The organism is Sphingomonas hengshuiensis (genome assembly GCF_000935025.1).
GTDB lineage: Bacteria > Pseudomonadota > Alphaproteobacteria > Sphingomonadales > Sphingomonadaceae > Sphingomonas > Sphingomonas hengshuiensis.
On sequence record NZ_CP010836.1, the window covers coordinates 1,773,784 to 1,791,203 of the forward strand.

The following is a 17,420-nucleotide window of genomic DNA, read 5'->3' on the forward strand; positions in this document are numbered from 1 at the left end:
CCTATGACCATCGATCCCGCAAAGGTCGTCGCGATCGACGTCCACGTCCATGCCGAGGTATCGTGCCATGATCCCGAAGACCCGGTGATGGCCAAGTTCTTCGACGCCGCCTCGACCTATTTCAAGGCCGATCGCAAGCGCCCGACGATCCCCGAGACGATCGCCTATTATCGCGAGCGCAACATCGCCTTCTGTCTGTTCACGGTGGATGCCGAATGCGGCATGGGCACCAAGCGGATCAGCAATTACGAAGTGGCCGATATCGCCGCCGAACATGCCGATATCGTCATCCCGTTCGCGTCGATCGATCCGCACAAGGGCAAATTGGGCGCGCGCGAGGCACGCGACCTGGTCGAGAATCACGGCGTCAAAGGCTTCAAGTTTCACGGCATCGCGCAGAACGCGCACCCGGCCGATCGCATGGCCTATCCGATTTACGAAGTGATCGCGGAATATAAGCTGCCGGCGATTTTCCACACCGGCCATTCGGGCATGGGCACGGGAATGCCGGGTGGCGGCGGGCTGCGGCTGAAATATGGCCAGCCGATGCTGATCGACGATGTTGCGGTGGATTTCCCCGACATGAAGTTCATCCTCGCGCATCCCAGCTGGCCCTGGACCGACGAAAGCCTGTCGATGGCGCTGCACAAGGACAATGTGTTCATCGATCTGAGCGGCTGGAGCCCGAAATATTTCCCCAAGCAGGTCATCCAATATGCCAACACGCAGCTGAAGCATAAGATGCTGTTCGGCTCCGATTGGCCGCTGATCCGCCCCGAAAAGTGGATCGATGCGGCCAGGGAAGCGGGTTTCCGCGATGAGGTGCTGCCGCTGATCATGAAGGACAATGCCGTGCGCGTGCTGGGGCTGGGATAGCTCCGGCACGGCGCGGGATTGGCGGGGCGGCGGAAATTGCCGGGCGGTCGACGCCGCCCAGCCTCTTACTGAGCAGGTCGCGGTTTCTGCCCACCGGGTACGCCGTGCGCGGCGCGCGCTTCATACTCCGGATCATCCTCGGGATTGGCCAGCGCCGTCATCACGCGCGCGTGAATATCCTCCAGCGTGCCCCGGAATTCGGGATAGGGCAGGATGTACAGCTCATCCGCCTCCACGCCCGCCAGCACATAGCGGGCCAGCGTCTCGGGCTCCATGCCCACCGCGATCACCCGCTTCAGCTGGGCCATGCGCTCGGGGTCGGCGCCGTAATAGCCGGTCTGCTGGAGATGCGCCGGGCGCGTCAGCACCGCTTCGTGGATATTGGTGTTGACCGCGCCCGGGCACAGCATCGACACGCCGATCCCGGTCTCGGCCAGATCCATGGCAAGGCATTCCGAGAGGCCCCGGATCGCCATCTTGGACGTGCAATAAATGCCCGAATTGGGGAGCGCGACGAACGCCGACATCGATGCGGTGTTGATGATATGCCCGCCATTGTTGCGCGCGATCATGCGCGGCAGGAAGGTCTGGATACCGTTGATCACGCCCTTCAGATTGACGTCGAGCTGCCAATCCCAATCGTCGAAGGTCGCGTTCTGCAGCGGGCCGAAGATCGACACGCCGGCGGTGTTGAACAGCAATTCCACCGGCCCCAGCCGCGCCTCCACGGCATCGGCGGCGGCGGCAAAAGCCGCGCGATCGGTGATGTCGAGCTTGATCGGCATCACCTCGGCATCGGTGCCGGCGAAATAGGCCATCGCTTCGTCAAGATGGTCCTGCCGAATATCGGCGATGGCGATCTTGCACCCGGCGGCGGCGAAGACCTTCGCCTGGCCCAATGCGACGCCCGATCCGCCGCCGGTGATGAACGCGGTGCGCCCGGCAACCTTGGTCATGCGAGTTCCTCCTGCTTGGTGCGACGGGCCAGTTGCGCGTCGAACACGGGATTGCCGAGCAGGAAGCCGATTGCCTCGGCGCGCGGCTGGTTGATCGGCTCGTCGGGCATCGAGGCGAGGATCGCGTCGAACCGCGTGCGCATCCCCGGGGCGAATTCGGGATGCGTCAGGATGTACAAATCGTTGGCGCGAATGCCGGCAAGTACCCGCTCGCCGACCTCCTCGGGCGTCATCCACAAAGGCGAGACCGGCCGCTTCTCCAGTTGCGCCTCGCGATCGATATAGCCGCTATCCTGCTTGAACGCCTCGGGGCGCAATTCGCCCGACATGGCGATGTTGGATTGCACGGGACCGGGGAGGAAGGCCGACACGCCGATATTGTCGGGCGCCAGTTCGCCCCGGATCGTTTCCATCAGCCCCAGCACGGCGGCCTTGGCGGCGGTATAGGTGGCGGTCATCGGCACCGGGATCAGCGCCGATTGCGACGAGGTGGTAACCACCTGCCCGCCTTCGCCATGCGCCTTGATGCGCGGCAGGATCGTGACCAGACCATTGATCACGCCGCCGAAATTGACTCCCATCGCCCAATCCCAATCATCATATTTGGTATCGAGGATCGGCCCCATCACGCCGATCCCGGCATTGCCGATCAGCAGATGGATCTTGCCGAAGCGCGCTTCCGCAGCATCGGCGGCGCGGGCGAAGCCGGCGCGATCGGTGACGTCGAGCTGCACCGTCTCGACCTGCGAATCCGCCGCCAGCGCGGCCCTGGCCTCGGCCAGCGACGAGTCGCGGATATCGGCGATCACGACATTGGCGCCGGCCTTGACCAGCGCGCGCGCGATCCCGAGGCCGATGCCGTTGGCGCCACCGGTGATGAACGCCGTCTTGCCGCGCACGTCGGCCATAGGGGTTTTGTTGGGCTCTTCGGCCATGATTATCCTCTCCTGTTATCGTTGATCAGTGCGCGAGACCGAGCAGCTCGCGGGTTTCCTCGACGCTGGCGATCTCGCCGCCCAGCCGCTCGACCAGATCGACGCCCCAATGGACCAGCGAGGCGTTGTCATTGGCGATCTGCCCGCGCCGCAGATAGATCGTATCCTCGAATCCGACGCGCACATTGCCGCCGAGCAACACCGCTTGCGCCGCCATCGGGAAGGAATGCCGGCTGACCCCGAACCCGGTCCAGCGCGCGCCGCGCGGGATCTGGTTCTTGCAATAGGTCATCGCCTCGGTGGTCGCTGGCAGGCCGTATTTGGTGCCCAGCACGAACGAGAAAGGCGCATTCTTCGGGAGCGCGCCCTTGGCCATCAGATCGTCGGCAAACACGAAATCGCCCGCTTCGAAACATTCGATCTCGGGCATCACCCCGGCGTCCTGGATCATGTGCCCCATCTTCGTGATCATCGGATCGAGATTGATCGCCACCCCGCCCCACAATTGCATCGTGCAGATATCCAGCGTGCACATATCGGGTTTCAGGTCCAGGATATGCTCCAGCCGACGCTCGGCGGTGAACATCAATGTGCCTGGCCCGGCCACCGCCGGATCCTCCTCGCTCTGCATCCAGGTGCAGCCCGGGCCGGTCGTCACGTTCAGGATCACCGCATCGTTCTTCGCCCGGATCAGCCCCACCACTTCGCGATAATCGTCGAGCGCCTGGCTCGGCACGCCGGTATCGCGATCGCGCACATGCAGATGGATGATCGCCGCGCCGGCCTCCGCCGCGGCCAGCGCCTCGGCGGCGACATGATCGGGTCGGAACGGGAAATTGGGGTGGTGCGGCATCGGTGCACTGCCGGTAACCGCGCAGGTAATGAAGACCTTGTCGGCCACGTCCTTCTCCTTCTCGGCGAACATTTTGCTCGCGCTTCGGCGGTTGGCGTCGCAGAATGATCGGGGGCAGACTAGACAGGTCGATGTGACATCATTGGAAGTAACTGGATAACCCATGGCGCATAGCGAAGAGCTGTCCCGGTTCCTCAAATCGGCGCGCGCACGCCTGTCGCCGGCGGATGTCGGCCTGCCCGCGGGGGAGCGGCGGCGCACCAAGGGGCTGCGCCGCGAGGAAGTCGCCGCGCTCGCCGGGATGAGCGTCACCTGGTACACCTGGTTCGAGCAGGGCCGCGAAGTGCAATTGTCGGTGCCGATGATCGAGCGGCTTGGCCGAACGCTCAGGCTGGATGCCAACGAGCGCGAATTTCTGTTCGCGCTGGCGCAGCATCGGCCGCCGCCGCTGGAAAGCCAGATCGACGAAACGATCCGCCCGGCCACGCAACATCTGATGGACAGCCTGGCCATCCCCGCGCTGGTGATCGTCGAGGATTGGACCGTGATCGGCTGGAACCGGCTCGTCGCGCGCGCCTTCCGCGATTATGCGCCGCTGCCGCGCACCGAGCGCAACCTGTTCAAGATATTGATGCTCAGCGAACGCTATCGCAACGATGCGGCGCATTATCGCGAGATGGGGCAGCGGCTCGTCGCCCGCTTCAAATGGGATTACAGCCGCACCTCACAGCCCGAGATTTTCGACGCGATCATCGCCGAGATGCTGGAGCATTCCGATCTGTTCCGCGAATGCTGGCAGGAATCGACCATCCTGCCCTATTCGGAACACGTCAATATCGCGCAGATGCCGGGGATCGGCGATATCAGCTTCTGGCATAGCTCCTACGGCGTGGAGGAAGTGCCCGGCCAGCGGCTGATCCTGTTCGCGCCGCGCGATCCGGAAAGCGCCCGGCGCCTGGCGCAACTTGCCGCAGCGACAAACGAGGCCGCGACCGACACCGGGCCGCCGGCGGGCGAGGCCCAGCCGGCGGCGGATCGGGATCAGGAGGCCAGCGCCACCGGCGTCTCCTGACCGAGGATCAGGTCGCTGGCGCGTTCGGCGATCATGATCGTCGCGGCATTGGTATTGCCCGAAACGATCCGCGGCATGATCGATGCGTCCACCACGCGCAGCCGCTCCACGCCGTTGACGCGCAGCTCGGGATCGACCACCGCCGCCGGGTCCGCGCCCATCCGGCACGTACCGACGACATGATACAGCGTCGATCCGGCAACCTTGGCATAGCCCAGCATCGATTCGTCGGTGTCGCCGAACGGATCGTCGGGCGAGGCGAGATAGGGCGTGATCGCCGGCTGCTGCATCACCCGGCGGATCAGCTTCACCTGCGCCACCGCGACTCGTTGGTCGATCGGATCGGACAGATAATTGGGCACGATCACCGGATACACGCTGGCATCGCCGGATTTGATATGGATATGGCCGCGCGATTCGGGCCGTACCTGGCACGGCGTGCAGGTCACCCCCGGCGTCCGCTCCAGATCGAACGCCTGCTCGTCATTCTGCTTCTGCAGATCGACCGAGGCGGCCATCAGATGCAATTGCACATCGGGACTGGCGAGGTCGGGCCGCGTCCTGGTGAAGGCGACGACATGCGCCACGGCATAGCTGAGCAGCCCCTTGCGGGTCAGCGCATATTTGGCGACTTCGCGCGCCAGCCCCCAGCCATGCGCCATCTGGTTGACGGTACGGTGCCCGGGCTTCACCGGCCATTGCGCGCCGATCATATAGTGATCCTGCATGTTCTCGCCGACACCGGCGGACTCGTGCACCAGCGGGATGCCGTGCTCGCGCAGCAGCGCGCCCTGCCCGATGCCGGACAATTCGAGCAGCTTGGGGGATTCGACCGCGCCCGCCGCCAGGATCACCTCGGCATGCGCGCGCGCCCGGACGATCCGCCCGCGCTGTTCGAATTCCACGCCGATCGCGGTCTTGCCGTCGAACAGCACGCGCCGGGCATAAGCGCGCGTCTCGATGCGCAGATTGGCGCGCCCCTCGACCGGATGGAGATAGCCCACCGCAGTCGAGCAGCGCCGGCCGTTCCTGGTGGTGAGCTGGAACCAGGTCACACCTTCCTGATCGCGCGCGTTGATATCGGGGGCATAGGGAATGCCCGCTTCGACACAGGCATCAAGCAGCGCCTGGCTGACCGCGTTGCGCTCGGGAAAGTCGCAGGTGTTGAGCGGCCCGCCGCTGCCATGCGTGTCGCAGGCGCCGCGCTCCTGATTCTGCGCGCGGCGGAAATAGGGCAGCACATCGTCATACGACCAGCCCCGGCAGCCCATCTGGCCCCAGCCGTCATAATCCTCCACCTGCGCGCGAATATAGAGCAGCCCGTTGATCGACGACGACCCGCCGAGGACCTTGCCCTTGGGCCATTTGTGCACGCGGCCCTCGGTCCCGGCATCAGGCTCCGTTTCATACATCCAGTTGACCTTGGGATCGTTCAGCGTCTTGCCGAAGCCGATCGGGGTCTGGATCATCAGGTTGGACAGGAACTGGCCGGGATCCTTGAACGGCCGATCGTCGCCCCCCGCCTCCAGCAGCAGCACGCGGTTGGAGGGATTGGCGGACAGCCGATTGGCGAGCACGCAGCCCGCGCTGCCGGCACCGACGATGATGTAATCGGCCTCGATATCGAATCCTTGGGTCATGCTGGCCTCGCGGTTTTGCTGAAATAGGCGATGGCGCGGAACTCGTAGCTCTCGCGCGTCACCGCATCGGGGCGGCTGGAGTCGTGAAAGGCGGTGTGCGGCGCGCGCCAGGCGCGCGCATGATCGCTGTCGTGAAACTTGATGAAGATGACCTCGTCGGCGGTCATGTCCGGGAAATACCACCACCGATGCGCCGGATTGTGATGGAAGATGGTCGCCGCCATCATCTCGTCCTCGCCCGGAATCGGCGCGAACAGCGCGTCCCCGGTCGGGATCTCGTCGACATCGACCTTGACGTTGGCGACGGCATCCTCGTCCCCCACGCTGCGGAAATCGCACAGCGCCAGCGGCCAGTCCTGCGGCGGCGCGGAGAAGGTGCGCCACAGGCTGAAGGCGATGAAGCGATCATAGCCCAGCCCGTCCGGCGCCGCCGTATCGTACAGCCGGCGCGCGAGCTTCTGCGCGCTCCGCGTATTGAAATCGACATGCGCCTCGGCGGCAGGGGGCTGGATGCCCGTGCCGGAAATCACCGGCGAGCGCAGTTGCCCGCCCATCGGCACGACCAGATCGGCGCCGGTCAGGCGCTGCGTGATGGCGATCACCTCGGCGGGATAGCCGCCCAGCGCATCGGCATCGCGGAAATCGCGGATCGCGCTTGGCTGCGACGACAGGCAGAAGCCGTGCGTGTCGAGCGTGATCGGCTCCTCGGCCCGCCGCGCGTTGCGGATCGTCACCGGATACGGCCGGTATTGGCCGGTATTATATTCCTTGCCGGGCGCCCAAAAGCGCCGGTTGATCGTCGATGTCGGGATCAGATAGTCGATCACTGCGTCGATTGCGTCTGCAGCGCGGCTTGGTGCCAGCTTCGCCATCATCGCTCTCCTCAGGCGAACAGGTTCCGCACCGCATCCGGCACGCGTTCGGCCTTGAGCCCGCCCGGCCGGTCCGCCGCCGGCACGGTCCACACGCGCGTCTCGGTACATTCCACGCAGATCCGGCCATCGAGCGAGATGCGGTGCTGTATCGTGAAGCTGCTATTGCCGAATACCGGCGCGGCGGTGTCGACCGTCACCTCGTCGCCATAGCTGCACGTCGACAGGAAACGCGCGGCGACATCCACCATGGGATAGCCCGCGACCTCCATTTCGCGCAGCATATCGCGCTTCTTGGGCAGGCCCGCCGCTTCGAACAGCCGGATCGTGTTTTCGCCGCAGATATCCAGGAAGCGCGGCGCATAGACGATGCCGGCGGGATCGCACTGGCCCCATTCGATGCGCACGATGCGGGTGAAGAACGGCGTCACGCGAGGATATTCTTGCCTTGCGCCACGGTCTTTTCCGCCATCTCCTCGGGCTTGGGCGGTTCGGGCACGAGCAGGCCGCGCTGCACCGCGGGGCGCGCGGCGATCGCGTCGAACCAGCGCTGGAGATGCGCGAACCCCTCCATCGGCACCTGCGCCCAATCATGCCCGCGCACCCACGGGAAGCAGGCGATGTCGGCGATCGAATAGTCGCCGGCGAGATACTCGTGCGCTGCCAGATGCGTGTCCATCACGCCGAACAGCCGCTGGCTCTCGCGCACATAGCGATCGATCACCTTGGGCAATTTGTCCTCGAAATAGCGATTGAACACGGTCGCCTGGCCCATCATCGGCCCCAGCCCGGACATCTGCCACATCACCCACTGGATCACGCGGCTGCGCCCGGCGACGTCGCTCGGCATGAAGCGGCCGAATTTCTCCGCCAGATAGATCAGGATCGCGCCCGATTCGAAGATCGCGAAGTCGCCGGCGTCATGATCGACCCCCGCGTCATGATCGATCAATGTCGGGATGCGGCCGTTGGGATTGAGCGCGACATACCAATCCTCCTTCTGCACGCGATTGGTGAGCGAGATCGGCGTGACCTTGTAGGGCACCTCCAGCTCCTCGAGCAGGATCGCCACCTTCCAGCCATTGGGGGTTTCGGATGTCAACAATTCCAGCATGTTCAGGCCTCTCCCGGGCATCGGCGCACCTTCGCGGTGGTCCGTCCCCGCCGCCGATCAAGCAAAGTCGCGGCGCTTCGGCAAGACGAGTGGCGGCGCTATCATTGCCACTGACAGGTTGGCGACGCGGTCGGCGGCACCGGTTAGTCCGGCTGATAGTATAGCCAGACGACTTGCAGGCAGCGCGCCCGCCCGTCACCAACCGCAGCAACGCACAATCGTGCGACCCGATCGGGATCACCCCCGATCAGCACGCCATGGAGAGACTATGCTGACCCTGTACAGCTTTGGCCCCGCCGCCAATTCCCTGAAGCCGCTGCTCGCGCTGTACGAAAAGGGCCTCGATTTCACGCCGCGCTTTGTCGATCCGACGCGGTTCGAGCATCATGAGGATTGGTTCAAGCAGCTCAATCCGCGCGGCCAGGTGCCGGCGCTGGATCATGACGGGCATATCATCACCGAATCCACCGTGATCTGCGAATATCTGGAAGACGCGTTTCCAGACTGCGCGATCAAGCTGCGCCCGGCCGATCCGATCCGCATCGCCGAAATGCGCGTGTGGACCAAATGGGTCGACGAATATTTCTGCTGGTGCGTCTCGACGATCGGCTGGGAACGCATGATCGGGCCGATGGCGCGCGCCTATTCGGATGCGGAGTTTGAGGAGAAGATGGCGCGCATCCCGATTCCCGAGCAGCAGGCCAAATGGCGCGCTGCGCGTGCCGGCTTCCCCAAAGCCACGCTCGATGAGGAGATGCGCAAGATCGGCGTCTCGGTGGCCAAGCTGGAGGCGCGGCTGGCCGAAAGCGAATGGCTCGCCGGGCCCGACTACACGCTGGCCGACATCTGCAATTTCGCCATCGCCAATCGCATGCAGCACGGCTTTGCCGAACTGGTCAACACCGCGGCGACGCCGCATCTGGTGGCCTGGATCGACCGCATCAACGCGCGGCCGGCGGCGCAGGCCATGTTCGCCCAGTCGAAGAGCGAGATGCCCGCCCCCCGTCCCGCAGCCGCAGCTTGAGGCGCCCGACATGACCGACCGACACAGCGTCACGCTCTACGATCTCAATCTCGCCTCGGGCTGCACGATCAGCCCGTTCGTGTGGCGCACCAAATATGCCCTCGCCCACAAGGGGCTGGCGATCGACATCGTGCCCGGCGGCTTCACCGGCATCCTGGAGCGCACCGGCGGCCGATCGGAGCGACTGCCGGCGATCATCGATAACGGCGAATGGGTGCTCGATAGCTGGCTGATCGCCGAATATCTCGACGGCAAATATCCGGAGAGGCCGCTGTTCGAGGGGCCGAGCATGAAAGTACTGACCAAATTCATCGATCAATGGCTGTGGCGCACCGCGATCGGCCCGTGGTTCCGCTGCTACATCCTCGATTATCACAATCTCTCCTACCCGCACGATCACGATTATATCCGCACCACGCGCGAGACGATGTTCCTCGGCGGGCAGAAGCTGGAAGACGTGCAGGCCGGGCGCGAGGAGCGGCTGCCGCTGGTGCCGCCGTTGCTCGAGCCGCTGCGGCAATTGCTGCGCGATACGCCGTGGCTGGGCGGCGATACGCCCAATTATGCCGATTATTGTGCGCTGGCGGTGTTCCTGTGGACCGCATCGGTCGCGACCACGCCACCACTTACCGACGACGATCCGTTACGCGACTGGCTGGATCGCGGCTTCGATCTATATGATGGTCTGGGGCGCCATCCGGGCATGCATTCGCTGTTCGGACTGCAGCTGCGCGAGGGCGATCCCGCGCCGTTTCTGAAAGCCGGGATCGGCACCGCGCCGGCGCCGGTCAATCGCGGCGCGGGGACCACGCCGTTCCCCGAACCGGCCAGGGCGGCCTGATCGCATGAGGAGCAAGGCATGAGCTGGAGCGAAGAACCCGCCGGCGGCACGCTCCGGATGTACCATATTCCGGGCTGTCCGTTCAGCGAGCGGGTCGAGCTGCTGCTCGATCTGAAGGGGCTGCACGGCGCGATGGCCGATCACGTCATCGATATTTCCAAGCCGCGCCCCGATTGGCTGCTGCGCAAGACGCGCGGCACCACCGCGCTCCCCGCGCTGGAGCTGGAAAACGGCGAGACGCTGAAGGAGAGCATGGTCATCCTGCGCTATTTCGAGGATCGCTTTCCCACGCAGCCGGTGGCGCGCGCCGATCCGTACGAACATGCCGTGGAGGCGATGCTGTGCGCCACCGATGGGGCCTTTACCGGCGCTGGCTATCGCATGATCCTCAATCGCGATCCGGCGCAGCGCGACGCGTTGAAGGCCGAGGTGGATGCGCAATATGCCCGGCTGGACGATTTTCTGCGCCATTATGCGCCCGATGGCGATTTCCTGTTCGATCGCTTCGGCTGGGCCGAAGTGGCGTTCACGCCGATGTTCAAGCGGCTGTGGTTCCTCGACTATTATGAGGCCTATACGGTGCCACAGCAGCTCACCCGGGTGCTGCGCTGGCGCGAGGCGTGCGTGTCGCATCCGGTCGCGCAGGCGCATCACAGCCATCGCGAGCTGATGACGCTCTATTATGATTACAGCCAGGGCGGCGGCAACGGCAAGATTCCGGAAGGCCGCAGCGTCTCCAGCTTCACGCTCGATCCCGCCTGGGACACGCGCCCGATGCCGCCGCGCGACAAATGGGGCGCGCCCGCCACCGATGCCCAATTGGGCCTGATTCCCGCCTGACCCCTTCCCAAAGGACAAACCGATGAACAATTATCCGCAGCATTATATCGATGGCGCCTGGGTCGACAGCAAGGGCGGCCGCACCCACACCGTGATCAACCCTGCCACCGAAGGCCCGGCCAGCGAGATCACGCTGGGCACCGCCGCGGATGTCGACGCCGCGGTGATCGCCGCGCGCCGCGCGTTCGAGAGTTTCTCGCAGACGAGCAAGGCCGAGCGCATCGCGCTGCTGCAGCGCATCACCGAGGAATATGCCAAGCGCATCCCCGACATCGCCGAGGCAATCGCGATCGAAATGGGCTGCCCCATCTCGATCGCCAAGACCGCGCAGGCCGGCTCCGGCATGGGCCATCTCGGCAACGCGCTGAAGGCGCTGGAGGCCTATAACTTCCGCGAGAAGATCGGCGACAACACGGTGGTGCGCGAGGCGATCGGCGTGGTCGCGCTGATCACGCCGTGGAACTGGCCGATGAACCAGATCGTCGCCAAGGTCGGCCCGGCGCTCGCCGCCGGCTGCACGATGATCCTGAAGCCATCGGAAGAAGCGCCGAGCTCGGCGGCGATCTTCGCCGAGGTGATGCATGCGGCGGGCGTGCCGGCCGGCGTGTTCAATCTCGTCCAGGGGGATGGCGCCGGAGTCGGCACCGCGCTGGCGCAGCATCCCGATATCGACATGATCAGCTTCACCGGATCGACCCGCGCCGGCATCATGGTCGCCAAGAATGCCGCCGACACGGTCAAGCGCGTGGCGCAGGAACTGGGCGGCAAATCGCCCAACATCATCCTCGAAGGCACGCCGCTCGACAAGGCATTGCCCGGCGGCGCGGGCGGCGTGCTGCTCAATTCGGGGCAGAGCTGCATCGCGCCGACGCGCATGCTGGTGCATCGCTCGCAGCATGACGAAGCCGCGCAGAAGGTTGGCGCGATGTTCGACGCCAAGAAGGTCGATGCGCCGCTCACCGAGGGCGATCATATCGGCCCGGTGGTGAATGAGAGCCAGTGGAACCGCATCCAGGGCCTGATCCAGCAGGGCATCGACGAAGGCGCCACGCTGGTCGCGGGCGGCACCGGCCGGCCCGAGGGCAAGGAGCATGGCTTTTATGTCCGGCCGACGGTGTTCGCTGATGTCACACCTGACATGACGATCGCCAGGGAGGAGATTTTCGGACCGGTACTGGTGATCATGCCCTATGCCGACGATGCCGAGGCGGTGAAGATCGCCAACGACACGCCCTACGGGCTGGGCGCCTATATCGCCGGCGATCCGGCGCGCGCCAAGACGATCGTGCCGAAGATCCGCGCCGGCGCGGTGTTCGTCAATGCCGGCGGGCTGGCGTTCGACATGCCGTTCGGCGGCTACAAGCAATCGGGCAATGGCCGCGAGTTCGGCAAGTTCGGGCTCGAGGAGTTCCTCGAGGTCAAATCGGTGATCGGCGCGCTGCCCGAAGACGATCTGGTCGCCGCCTGATCGGCTCGGGGGCGCCAATCACCCTGACCCTCGGGCCAGCCAACTCTATTTGCGGTCCTTGCGCCCACCACGCCAGTAGAGCAGCCCCGCCACGATCGCCGCGGAGCCTATCCCGACCGCGGCGCCCAGCCCGATCTGCTGCTTGGACGGCGCCCGGCGCTTCTTCGCCGCGGCCAGTTCCTTGGCGGCGGCGATCGCCTCGCCTTCGCCCGACTCCGCATGGGGAGCGTCGGTGCGCGGATAGGGCGACTGGTTGTCGGCGGGAACGGGCGGGATCTTGGTCATGGTCGTCCTTCGGTCACTGCATACTCCAACGAACCGCTACGTCGTGGGTTGCGGTGCGTTTCGCAACGGGCGCGTTTGCATATTTGGCGCGTCGCAGCGGTCGCGAGCACGCGATGATCCGGACAGCGATCGCAGGCGTTGCCCTCAGCCGGCCTCGCCCAGCCGCATCTGCTTGCGCTCGATCAACTGCTGGACATTGCCCAGCGACGCCGCCGCCAGGATGGCAAGCCGGACCACGCCCGAGCGATGCAGCGCCTCCAGCGGCGGGCCGGACAGCGCCGCAAGCTGCTCGACATCGACCACCAGCACGTCGGGCAGCGTGTAGCGGCGTTCCTCGCTGACATCGATACTGAGCGTTACCGGTGCGAGCAGCCCGGCCTCGTCGAGCGCGGCATAGGCTGCCGGTGCGGTTTCAATCCCCTCGTACAGCAGCCGAAGTACGCCCGATATGTGGTTGAGATACGGTGCGTTACCGCCGTGCTTGAGGAACAGCGGCAAACCCTCTTCGCCCCCAACGCGGGGATCGTCCATATCGACCTGGATCATCGCCTCCCCAAGCTCCGTGCCGTCGGGAGCCCGTGTCATGGCGATGGAAAACGGCCCGCGCCGGTGGCTGGCGGGCACATAGCGGCTCGTCCAGCGATCGTCCGACAGGAACAGATTCTCGTCGCGGTCCAGTCCCAGCAAGGCATAGGCCTGCAGCCCGGTCTCGCGACGGCGGAACAGGATCGCGAACTCGCGCTGCACCTCTTCGAATTCGGCGGGGTAGATCGGCGCCTGGTTGGCCGCGTCGCCGAAGCGGGCGCCCGCCTGCGGGCTGACGCGCAGCGTTGCGTGATCGATATTGTTGATCTGTACGGGGTTCATGCGCTGCGGTCCTGCTTTCCGCTCGAGTCTAGCACCGCACGGGCGGTGAACAAGAAAAGGCCGCTGCCCAATGGCGGCGGCCTTCCCCCTTTTTCGGGAGCGGACCAACGGCCCGCTCCCAATCGCAATCAGAAGCGGTAGCGCGCACCCAGATAGAAGCGCGGCTTCAGTTCCTGCACATAGACCAGGTTGGTCTCGGTGCGGCCATATTGACGAAATGCCTCGCTCGTCAGGTTGACGCCTTCGATCGAGACCGAGAAGTCCTTCGTCACATCGTAGCTGATGCTCGCATCCAGCGTGCCGAACGGCGCGGTGAACTGCGGATTGCGGTTGCCGCCCTGGTTGGTGCCGGACAGATATTTGTCGCGCCAGTTGTACGAGACGCGAGCCGAAAGACCGTTCTTGTCGTAGATGCCGGTGAAGTTGGCACTGTCGCCCAGGCCGGTCAGCGCGAAGACGTTGACATTGGGATCGGCATAGGGGTCGACGTTCACGTTACCAAAGACCTTGGTATACGAAGCAGCGAAGCCGAAGCCGGTCTGCCCGAAGAAGTTGGTCCAGGCGACTTCGAAGCCGTGGATCTTGCCGTCGCGGTTGTTGACCGGGCTGCTGATCGCGAATTCGAACAGCGGGTCGGTCGAGTTGGGGAGAATGTCAACTGCAAGAGCGAGCTGATTGTAGAACGCCGAGTCGAGGGTTCCGACCTGATCATGGCCGTAATTCGCCTGGAAGGTTGCTGCTGCAGCCGCCTCGTTACCGTTATTCTGCACGAGCAGAGCGGTATAGCCGAACATGTTGATATCGCTCAGCGGGATGCTGTTGTTCCTGAGATAGGCCAGGGCAACAGCCGACCGCGTGCCCGCGGCGCCCGAGCTCGGGTCCCGCAGACCGAACAGATTGCCGTTGGTGACCTGGGTGCCGATGAAATTCCGGACGTTCTTGTAGAAGAAGCCGGCCGATACGAAGCTCGAAGGCTTGTAATACCATTCCACCGATACGTCGAAATTGTCCGAAACCAGCGGCAACAGCGCAGGATCCTGCCGCGTCGCGGACGCTGCAGCAGCGCCCAGAGCGGTCGGACGGTTGGGTGCCCCCACGCCTACCGAAGCGAAGAGGTTGCCATAGTCGGCGCGGGCCAGCGTGCGGCTGAACGACGTACGGGCTACCACATTGTCGACCACTTCGATGTTGAAGTCGAGCGACGGCAGCAAATTGTCATACTTCGCATTCACGACGACCGAGCCACCGGGGGGGCCACCATCGACATAGAGATCATTGTCCGACGCCCAGCGGATCGTGACCGGCACCGACTGTACGCCGATCGACTTGACACTGGTCTGTTCGTACCGAACCCCGAACAGCGCCTTTGCCTTGCGTCCGCCGATTTCACCGTCCCAGTTCATCTGGCCATAGACCGCCCAGGTCTTTTCGCCGACCGTGTCGTCCGACGTTCCCTGGAGCACGGTATTCCGACCGGCCTGGGGCTCGTAGAAAGGCGAGAAGACGTTGAGCAGGTCGACCGCGTCGGCGCGGAAAGCGACCAGCGACGAACCCGACGAGGCGGGATCATATTTGTCGAACTTGCAGGTCATGCAGAAGGTTTTGACCAGGTCGCCCGCCATCGACTTGACCAGTCCGGTGTCGTTGATGCCCCAGTCGCCCAGCATCTGCTGCGTGTTCGAACTCGTCGACCGCATCTTCACATCGACATAATCGCCGCCGAAGTTGAACCGGCTCCCCTCGCCCAGATCCCATGCGAAATCCGCGCCGAACTGGTTGATCCGCGATTCCTGCTCCGAGGTGATCTTGCGCGCGATCTGCGTTCCCACGTCGCCGATGTCGAGCACGCCGTTGCAGTTGCCGCCACGACCACCATTGGTTGCATTACAATCGTTGAGCGTTTCCGATTGCTGCGGGAAGCCGCTGGTGAAATTGAGCTTGTGAGTCGCACGGACGGGGGCGCCGATCGAGATCGTCGTGGCGGACGTGCCGTTCGAATTATCCGGGCTGGTCGTCGACTTCGAGTGATTGGCATCGACCGTCAGCGACAGCGCGTCGGTGAAGTTCCATTTCAGGTTGCCGCCGATCGAATAGAGTTCGGTGTCGGTCGCGTAGCGCTGCTGCTCATAGCCCTTGTCCGCCTGCTTGGCCTCGGCCAGGATGACAGCGCTCTGCATCTCCTTGTTGTCGTCGAAGGTGACTTCGGTGAACGGCCGCTGGAACCAGTTGGTCTGCTCGCTGCGCTCCTCGCTCAGCTTGTTGCGGGCGTAGAGGCCATCGACGGTGATCTCCAGCCGATCCGACGGCTTGAACTGCATGACCGCCTGGCTGTTGATGCGCTCGCGGCGATTTTCGGAGAACTGGTAGCGGCTGTCGTTCGGGATCTGGACGTATTTGGTCGTCGGAGCGTTGGTGATCTTCGTCGTCGGCGTGATGTACGCACCGGCGGTGTCCAGGAAAGCAGCCAGCGGAACGATGTTCCAATAGTTCGGGTTTGCCTGAATCGACGTCGATTCGCGCAGCTGATAGCTACCGAAGACGGTAACGCCGAAGGTGTCCGCTGCGTTCTTCCAGTTGAGCAGGCCCGAAACTTCCGGCGTGATCTTGCTCAGGTCGCCCTCGGCATCCTCGACCGTGGTATCATACAGCGCCTTGGCGCCGATCGAGCCCGAGAAGCCGTCTTCGCGCGAGTCGAGCGGACGGCGGGTGACGACGTTGATCGCCGCGCCGATACCGCCCGAGGGAATGTTGGCGCGCCCGGTCTTGTAGACCTCGAGCCGCGAGACGCCTTCCGACGCCATGTTCTGGAAGTCGAACGAACGGCTGGTGCCGCGCGCAAAGGCGTTGCCCGTGCTGGTGTCGATGTTCGTCGTCGCAAGCTGGCGACCGTTCAGCGTGACAAGGTTGAAACCGCCGCTGAAGCCGCGAACCGCGACCTGCGACCCTTCGCCGTTGGCGCGGGTGATCGAAACGCCGGTGATGCGCTGCAGCGACTCGGCGAGGTTGGTGTCGGGGAACTTGCCGATATCTTCGGCCGAGATCGCATCGACGACGCCGTCGGAATTGCGCTTGATCGAGATCGCCTGGTCCAGCGAGGCGCGGATGCCGGTTACGACGATCTCGTCGCCGCTCGCTTCATCCTGCGCGACGGGCGCGCTGGCCGCATCCTGGGCCAGGGCCATGCCCGGCGCGATCAGACATGCGGTGATTGCGATAGCGGATGCAGTGCGCGCAAGCGTGCGCGTAAGCCGAATGCTCTTCATGATTCCCCTCCTCCTAAGTCGGCGCGCATCTCTCGCGCGCCGCATGGTTATTATTTCTGAGCCAGCACTGCGGCTCGGTGTTAACGCTACCAGCCTGTCCGGCGTTGTCAACACGCATATTTGCGGCATGACAGCGATGACAAATGGACTAACCCGTTTTACCTACGCGCTTTTCTTGGGGCAGCAAATTTCGGGGACTTGTTTTCGCGAAGGTGCGACAAAATTCCCACACGATACCTGCCCGAATGCCGCCCGGGACAGCCCGACACTTTCGCTGCCGGCCGCGCGTCTACGCCCGCCCGCGCGAACATTGCGGCGGGACTTGCAAAAGCCTTTGCGGGAGGTTCCAGCCGGCGCCGGGCTGCGGTGGCGGGGGGCACGCCACGAAGGGCATCCCGGTCGGTCGCTGATGGATCAGCGCGCGATCGGGGACCGAGGCAAATGGGACGATGGGCTGTGGGCGATGATCGCCACGTTCGGCATCTCGGCAAGCGCCCGCGGCGCGGCCCGGCCA

16 protein-coding genes are annotated in these 17,420 nt (G+C 64.4%); 6 read left to right on the forward strand and 10 right to left on the reverse strand.

Annotated elements, in window-relative coordinates; genetic code table 11:
* Positions 1 to 3 precede the first annotated feature (3 nt).
* Positions 4 to 876, forward strand: coding sequence for an amidohydrolase family protein (locus TS85_RS07865; RefSeq protein WP_044331481.1), 873 nt, complete (start codon positions 4 to 6; stop codon positions 874 to 876).
* Positions 877 to 941: 65 nt separating this feature from the next.
* Here the strand turns inward: TS85_RS07865 and TS85_RS07870 are convergent, their stop codons facing one another.
* Genes TS85_RS07870 through TS85_RS07880 form a run of 3 tightly spaced genes read right to left on the reverse strand, consistent with a single transcriptional unit; the run spans position 942 to position 3,668 of the window.
* Positions 942 to 1,832 (reverse strand): SDR family NAD(P)-dependent oxidoreductase, encoded by an 891-nt coding sequence (locus TS85_RS07870; RefSeq protein ID WP_044331482.1) that lies wholly within the window; start codon positions 1,830 to 1,832, stop codon positions 942 to 944.
* Positions 1,829 to 2,767, reverse strand: a complete 939-nt coding sequence (locus tag TS85_RS07875; protein ID WP_052507805.1) for an SDR family oxidoreductase — start codon at positions 2,765 to 2,767, stop codon at positions 1,829 to 1,831. Before TS85_RS07875 ends, TS85_RS07870 begins: the two co-directional genes overlap by 4 nt.
* A 25-nt stretch (positions 2,768 to 2,792) precedes the next feature.
* The gene (locus TS85_RS07880; RefSeq protein ID WP_227698714.1) at positions 2,793 to 3,668 is read right to left on the reverse strand and encodes a BKACE family enzyme; all 876 of its coding nucleotides are present in this window, start codon (positions 3,666 to 3,668) and stop codon (positions 2,793 to 2,795) included.
* Positions 3,669 to 3,783: 115 nt separating this feature from the next.
* On the opposite strand from TS85_RS07880, the gene TS85_RS07885 reads away from it, so the two are divergent.
* The gene (locus TS85_RS07885; protein ID WP_077228520.1) at positions 3,784 to 4,692 is read left to right on the forward strand and encodes a helix-turn-helix transcriptional regulator; all 909 of its coding nucleotides are present in this window, start codon (positions 3,784 to 3,786) and stop codon (positions 4,690 to 4,692) included.
* On the opposite strand, the gene TS85_RS07890 is transcribed toward TS85_RS07885, so the two are convergent.
* The 4 genes from TS85_RS07890 to TS85_RS07905 are packed head-to-tail and all read right to left on the reverse strand — an operon-like array spanning position 4,662 to position 8,318.
* A complete protein-coding gene (locus TS85_RS07890) occupies positions 4,662 to 6,332 on the reverse strand; it encodes a GMC family oxidoreductase (protein ID WP_044331486.1) in 1,671 nt (556 codons plus the stop codon). The two genes, TS85_RS07885 and TS85_RS07890, sit on opposite strands and share 31 nt — an antisense overlap.
* Positions 6,329 to 7,207, reverse strand: a complete 879-nt coding sequence (locus TS85_RS07895; protein ID WP_044331487.1) for a CmcJ/NvfI family oxidoreductase — start codon at positions 7,205 to 7,207, stop codon at positions 6,329 to 6,331. The genes TS85_RS07890 and TS85_RS07895 overlap by 4 nt, the downstream gene beginning before the upstream one ends.
* Positions 7,208 to 7,215: 8 nt before the next feature.
* The gene (locus TS85_RS07900) at positions 7,216 to 7,635 is read right to left on the reverse strand and encodes an acyl-CoA thioesterase (protein WP_044331488.1); all 420 of its coding nucleotides are present in this window, start codon (positions 7,633 to 7,635) and stop codon (positions 7,216 to 7,218) included.
* Positions 7,632 to 8,318 carry a glutathione S-transferase family protein gene (locus TS85_RS07905; protein WP_044331489.1) on the reverse strand — a complete coding sequence of 229 codons (687 nt, stop codon included), beginning with the start codon at positions 8,316 to 8,318 and terminating at the stop codon, positions 7,632 to 7,634. The genes TS85_RS07900 and TS85_RS07905 overlap by 4 nt, the downstream gene beginning before the upstream one ends.
* Positions 8,319 to 8,586: 268 nt before the next feature.
* Here TS85_RS07905 and TS85_RS07910 point away from each other — a divergent pair, with 268 nt between their 5' ends.
* From TS85_RS07910 to TS85_RS07925, 4 genes are read left to right on the forward strand one after another with little or no spacing between them, the layout of a single operon-like run.
* Positions 8,587 to 9,342 (forward strand): glutathione S-transferase family protein, encoded by a 756-nt coding sequence (locus tag TS85_RS07910; RefSeq protein WP_044331490.1) that lies wholly within the window; start codon positions 8,587 to 8,589, stop codon positions 9,340 to 9,342.
* 10 nt (positions 9,343 to 9,352) lie between these two features.
* The gene (locus TS85_RS07915; protein ID WP_044331491.1) at positions 9,353 to 10,183 is read left to right on the forward strand and encodes a beta-etherase; all 831 of its coding nucleotides are present in this window, start codon (positions 9,353 to 9,355) and stop codon (positions 10,181 to 10,183) included.
* Between the two features lie 18 nt (positions 10,184 to 10,201).
* Positions 10,202 to 11,023, forward strand: coding sequence for a glutathione S-transferase family protein (locus TS85_RS07920; protein WP_227698715.1), 822 nt, complete (start codon positions 10,202 to 10,204; stop codon positions 11,021 to 11,023).
* 22 nt (positions 11,024 to 11,045) lie between these two features.
* Entirely contained in the window at positions 11,046 to 12,491 is a 1,446-nt protein-coding gene (locus tag TS85_RS07925; RefSeq protein WP_044331493.1) for an aldehyde dehydrogenase family protein, read from the forward strand.
* 45 nt (positions 12,492 to 12,536) lie between these two features.
* On the opposite strand, the gene TS85_RS07930 is transcribed toward TS85_RS07925, so the two are convergent.
* The 3 genes from TS85_RS07930 to TS85_RS07940 form a co-directional block, all read right to left on the reverse strand.
* Complete coding sequence (locus tag TS85_RS07930) at positions 12,537 to 12,776, reverse strand: hypothetical protein (RefSeq protein WP_044331495.1); 240 nt, start codon at positions 12,774 to 12,776, stop codon at positions 12,537 to 12,539.
* A gap of 144 nt (positions 12,777 to 12,920) precedes the next feature.
* The gene (locus TS85_RS07935; protein WP_044331497.1) at positions 12,921 to 13,643 is read right to left on the reverse strand and encodes a SapC family protein; all 723 of its coding nucleotides are present in this window, start codon (positions 13,641 to 13,643) and stop codon (positions 12,921 to 12,923) included.
* Positions 13,644 to 13,771: 128 nt separating this feature from the next.
* Positions 13,772 to 16,906 (reverse strand): TonB-dependent receptor, encoded by a 3,135-nt coding sequence (locus tag TS85_RS07940; protein ID WP_044331499.1) that lies wholly within the window; start codon positions 16,904 to 16,906, stop codon positions 13,772 to 13,774.
* Between the last annotated feature and the right edge of the window lie 514 nt (positions 16,907 to 17,420).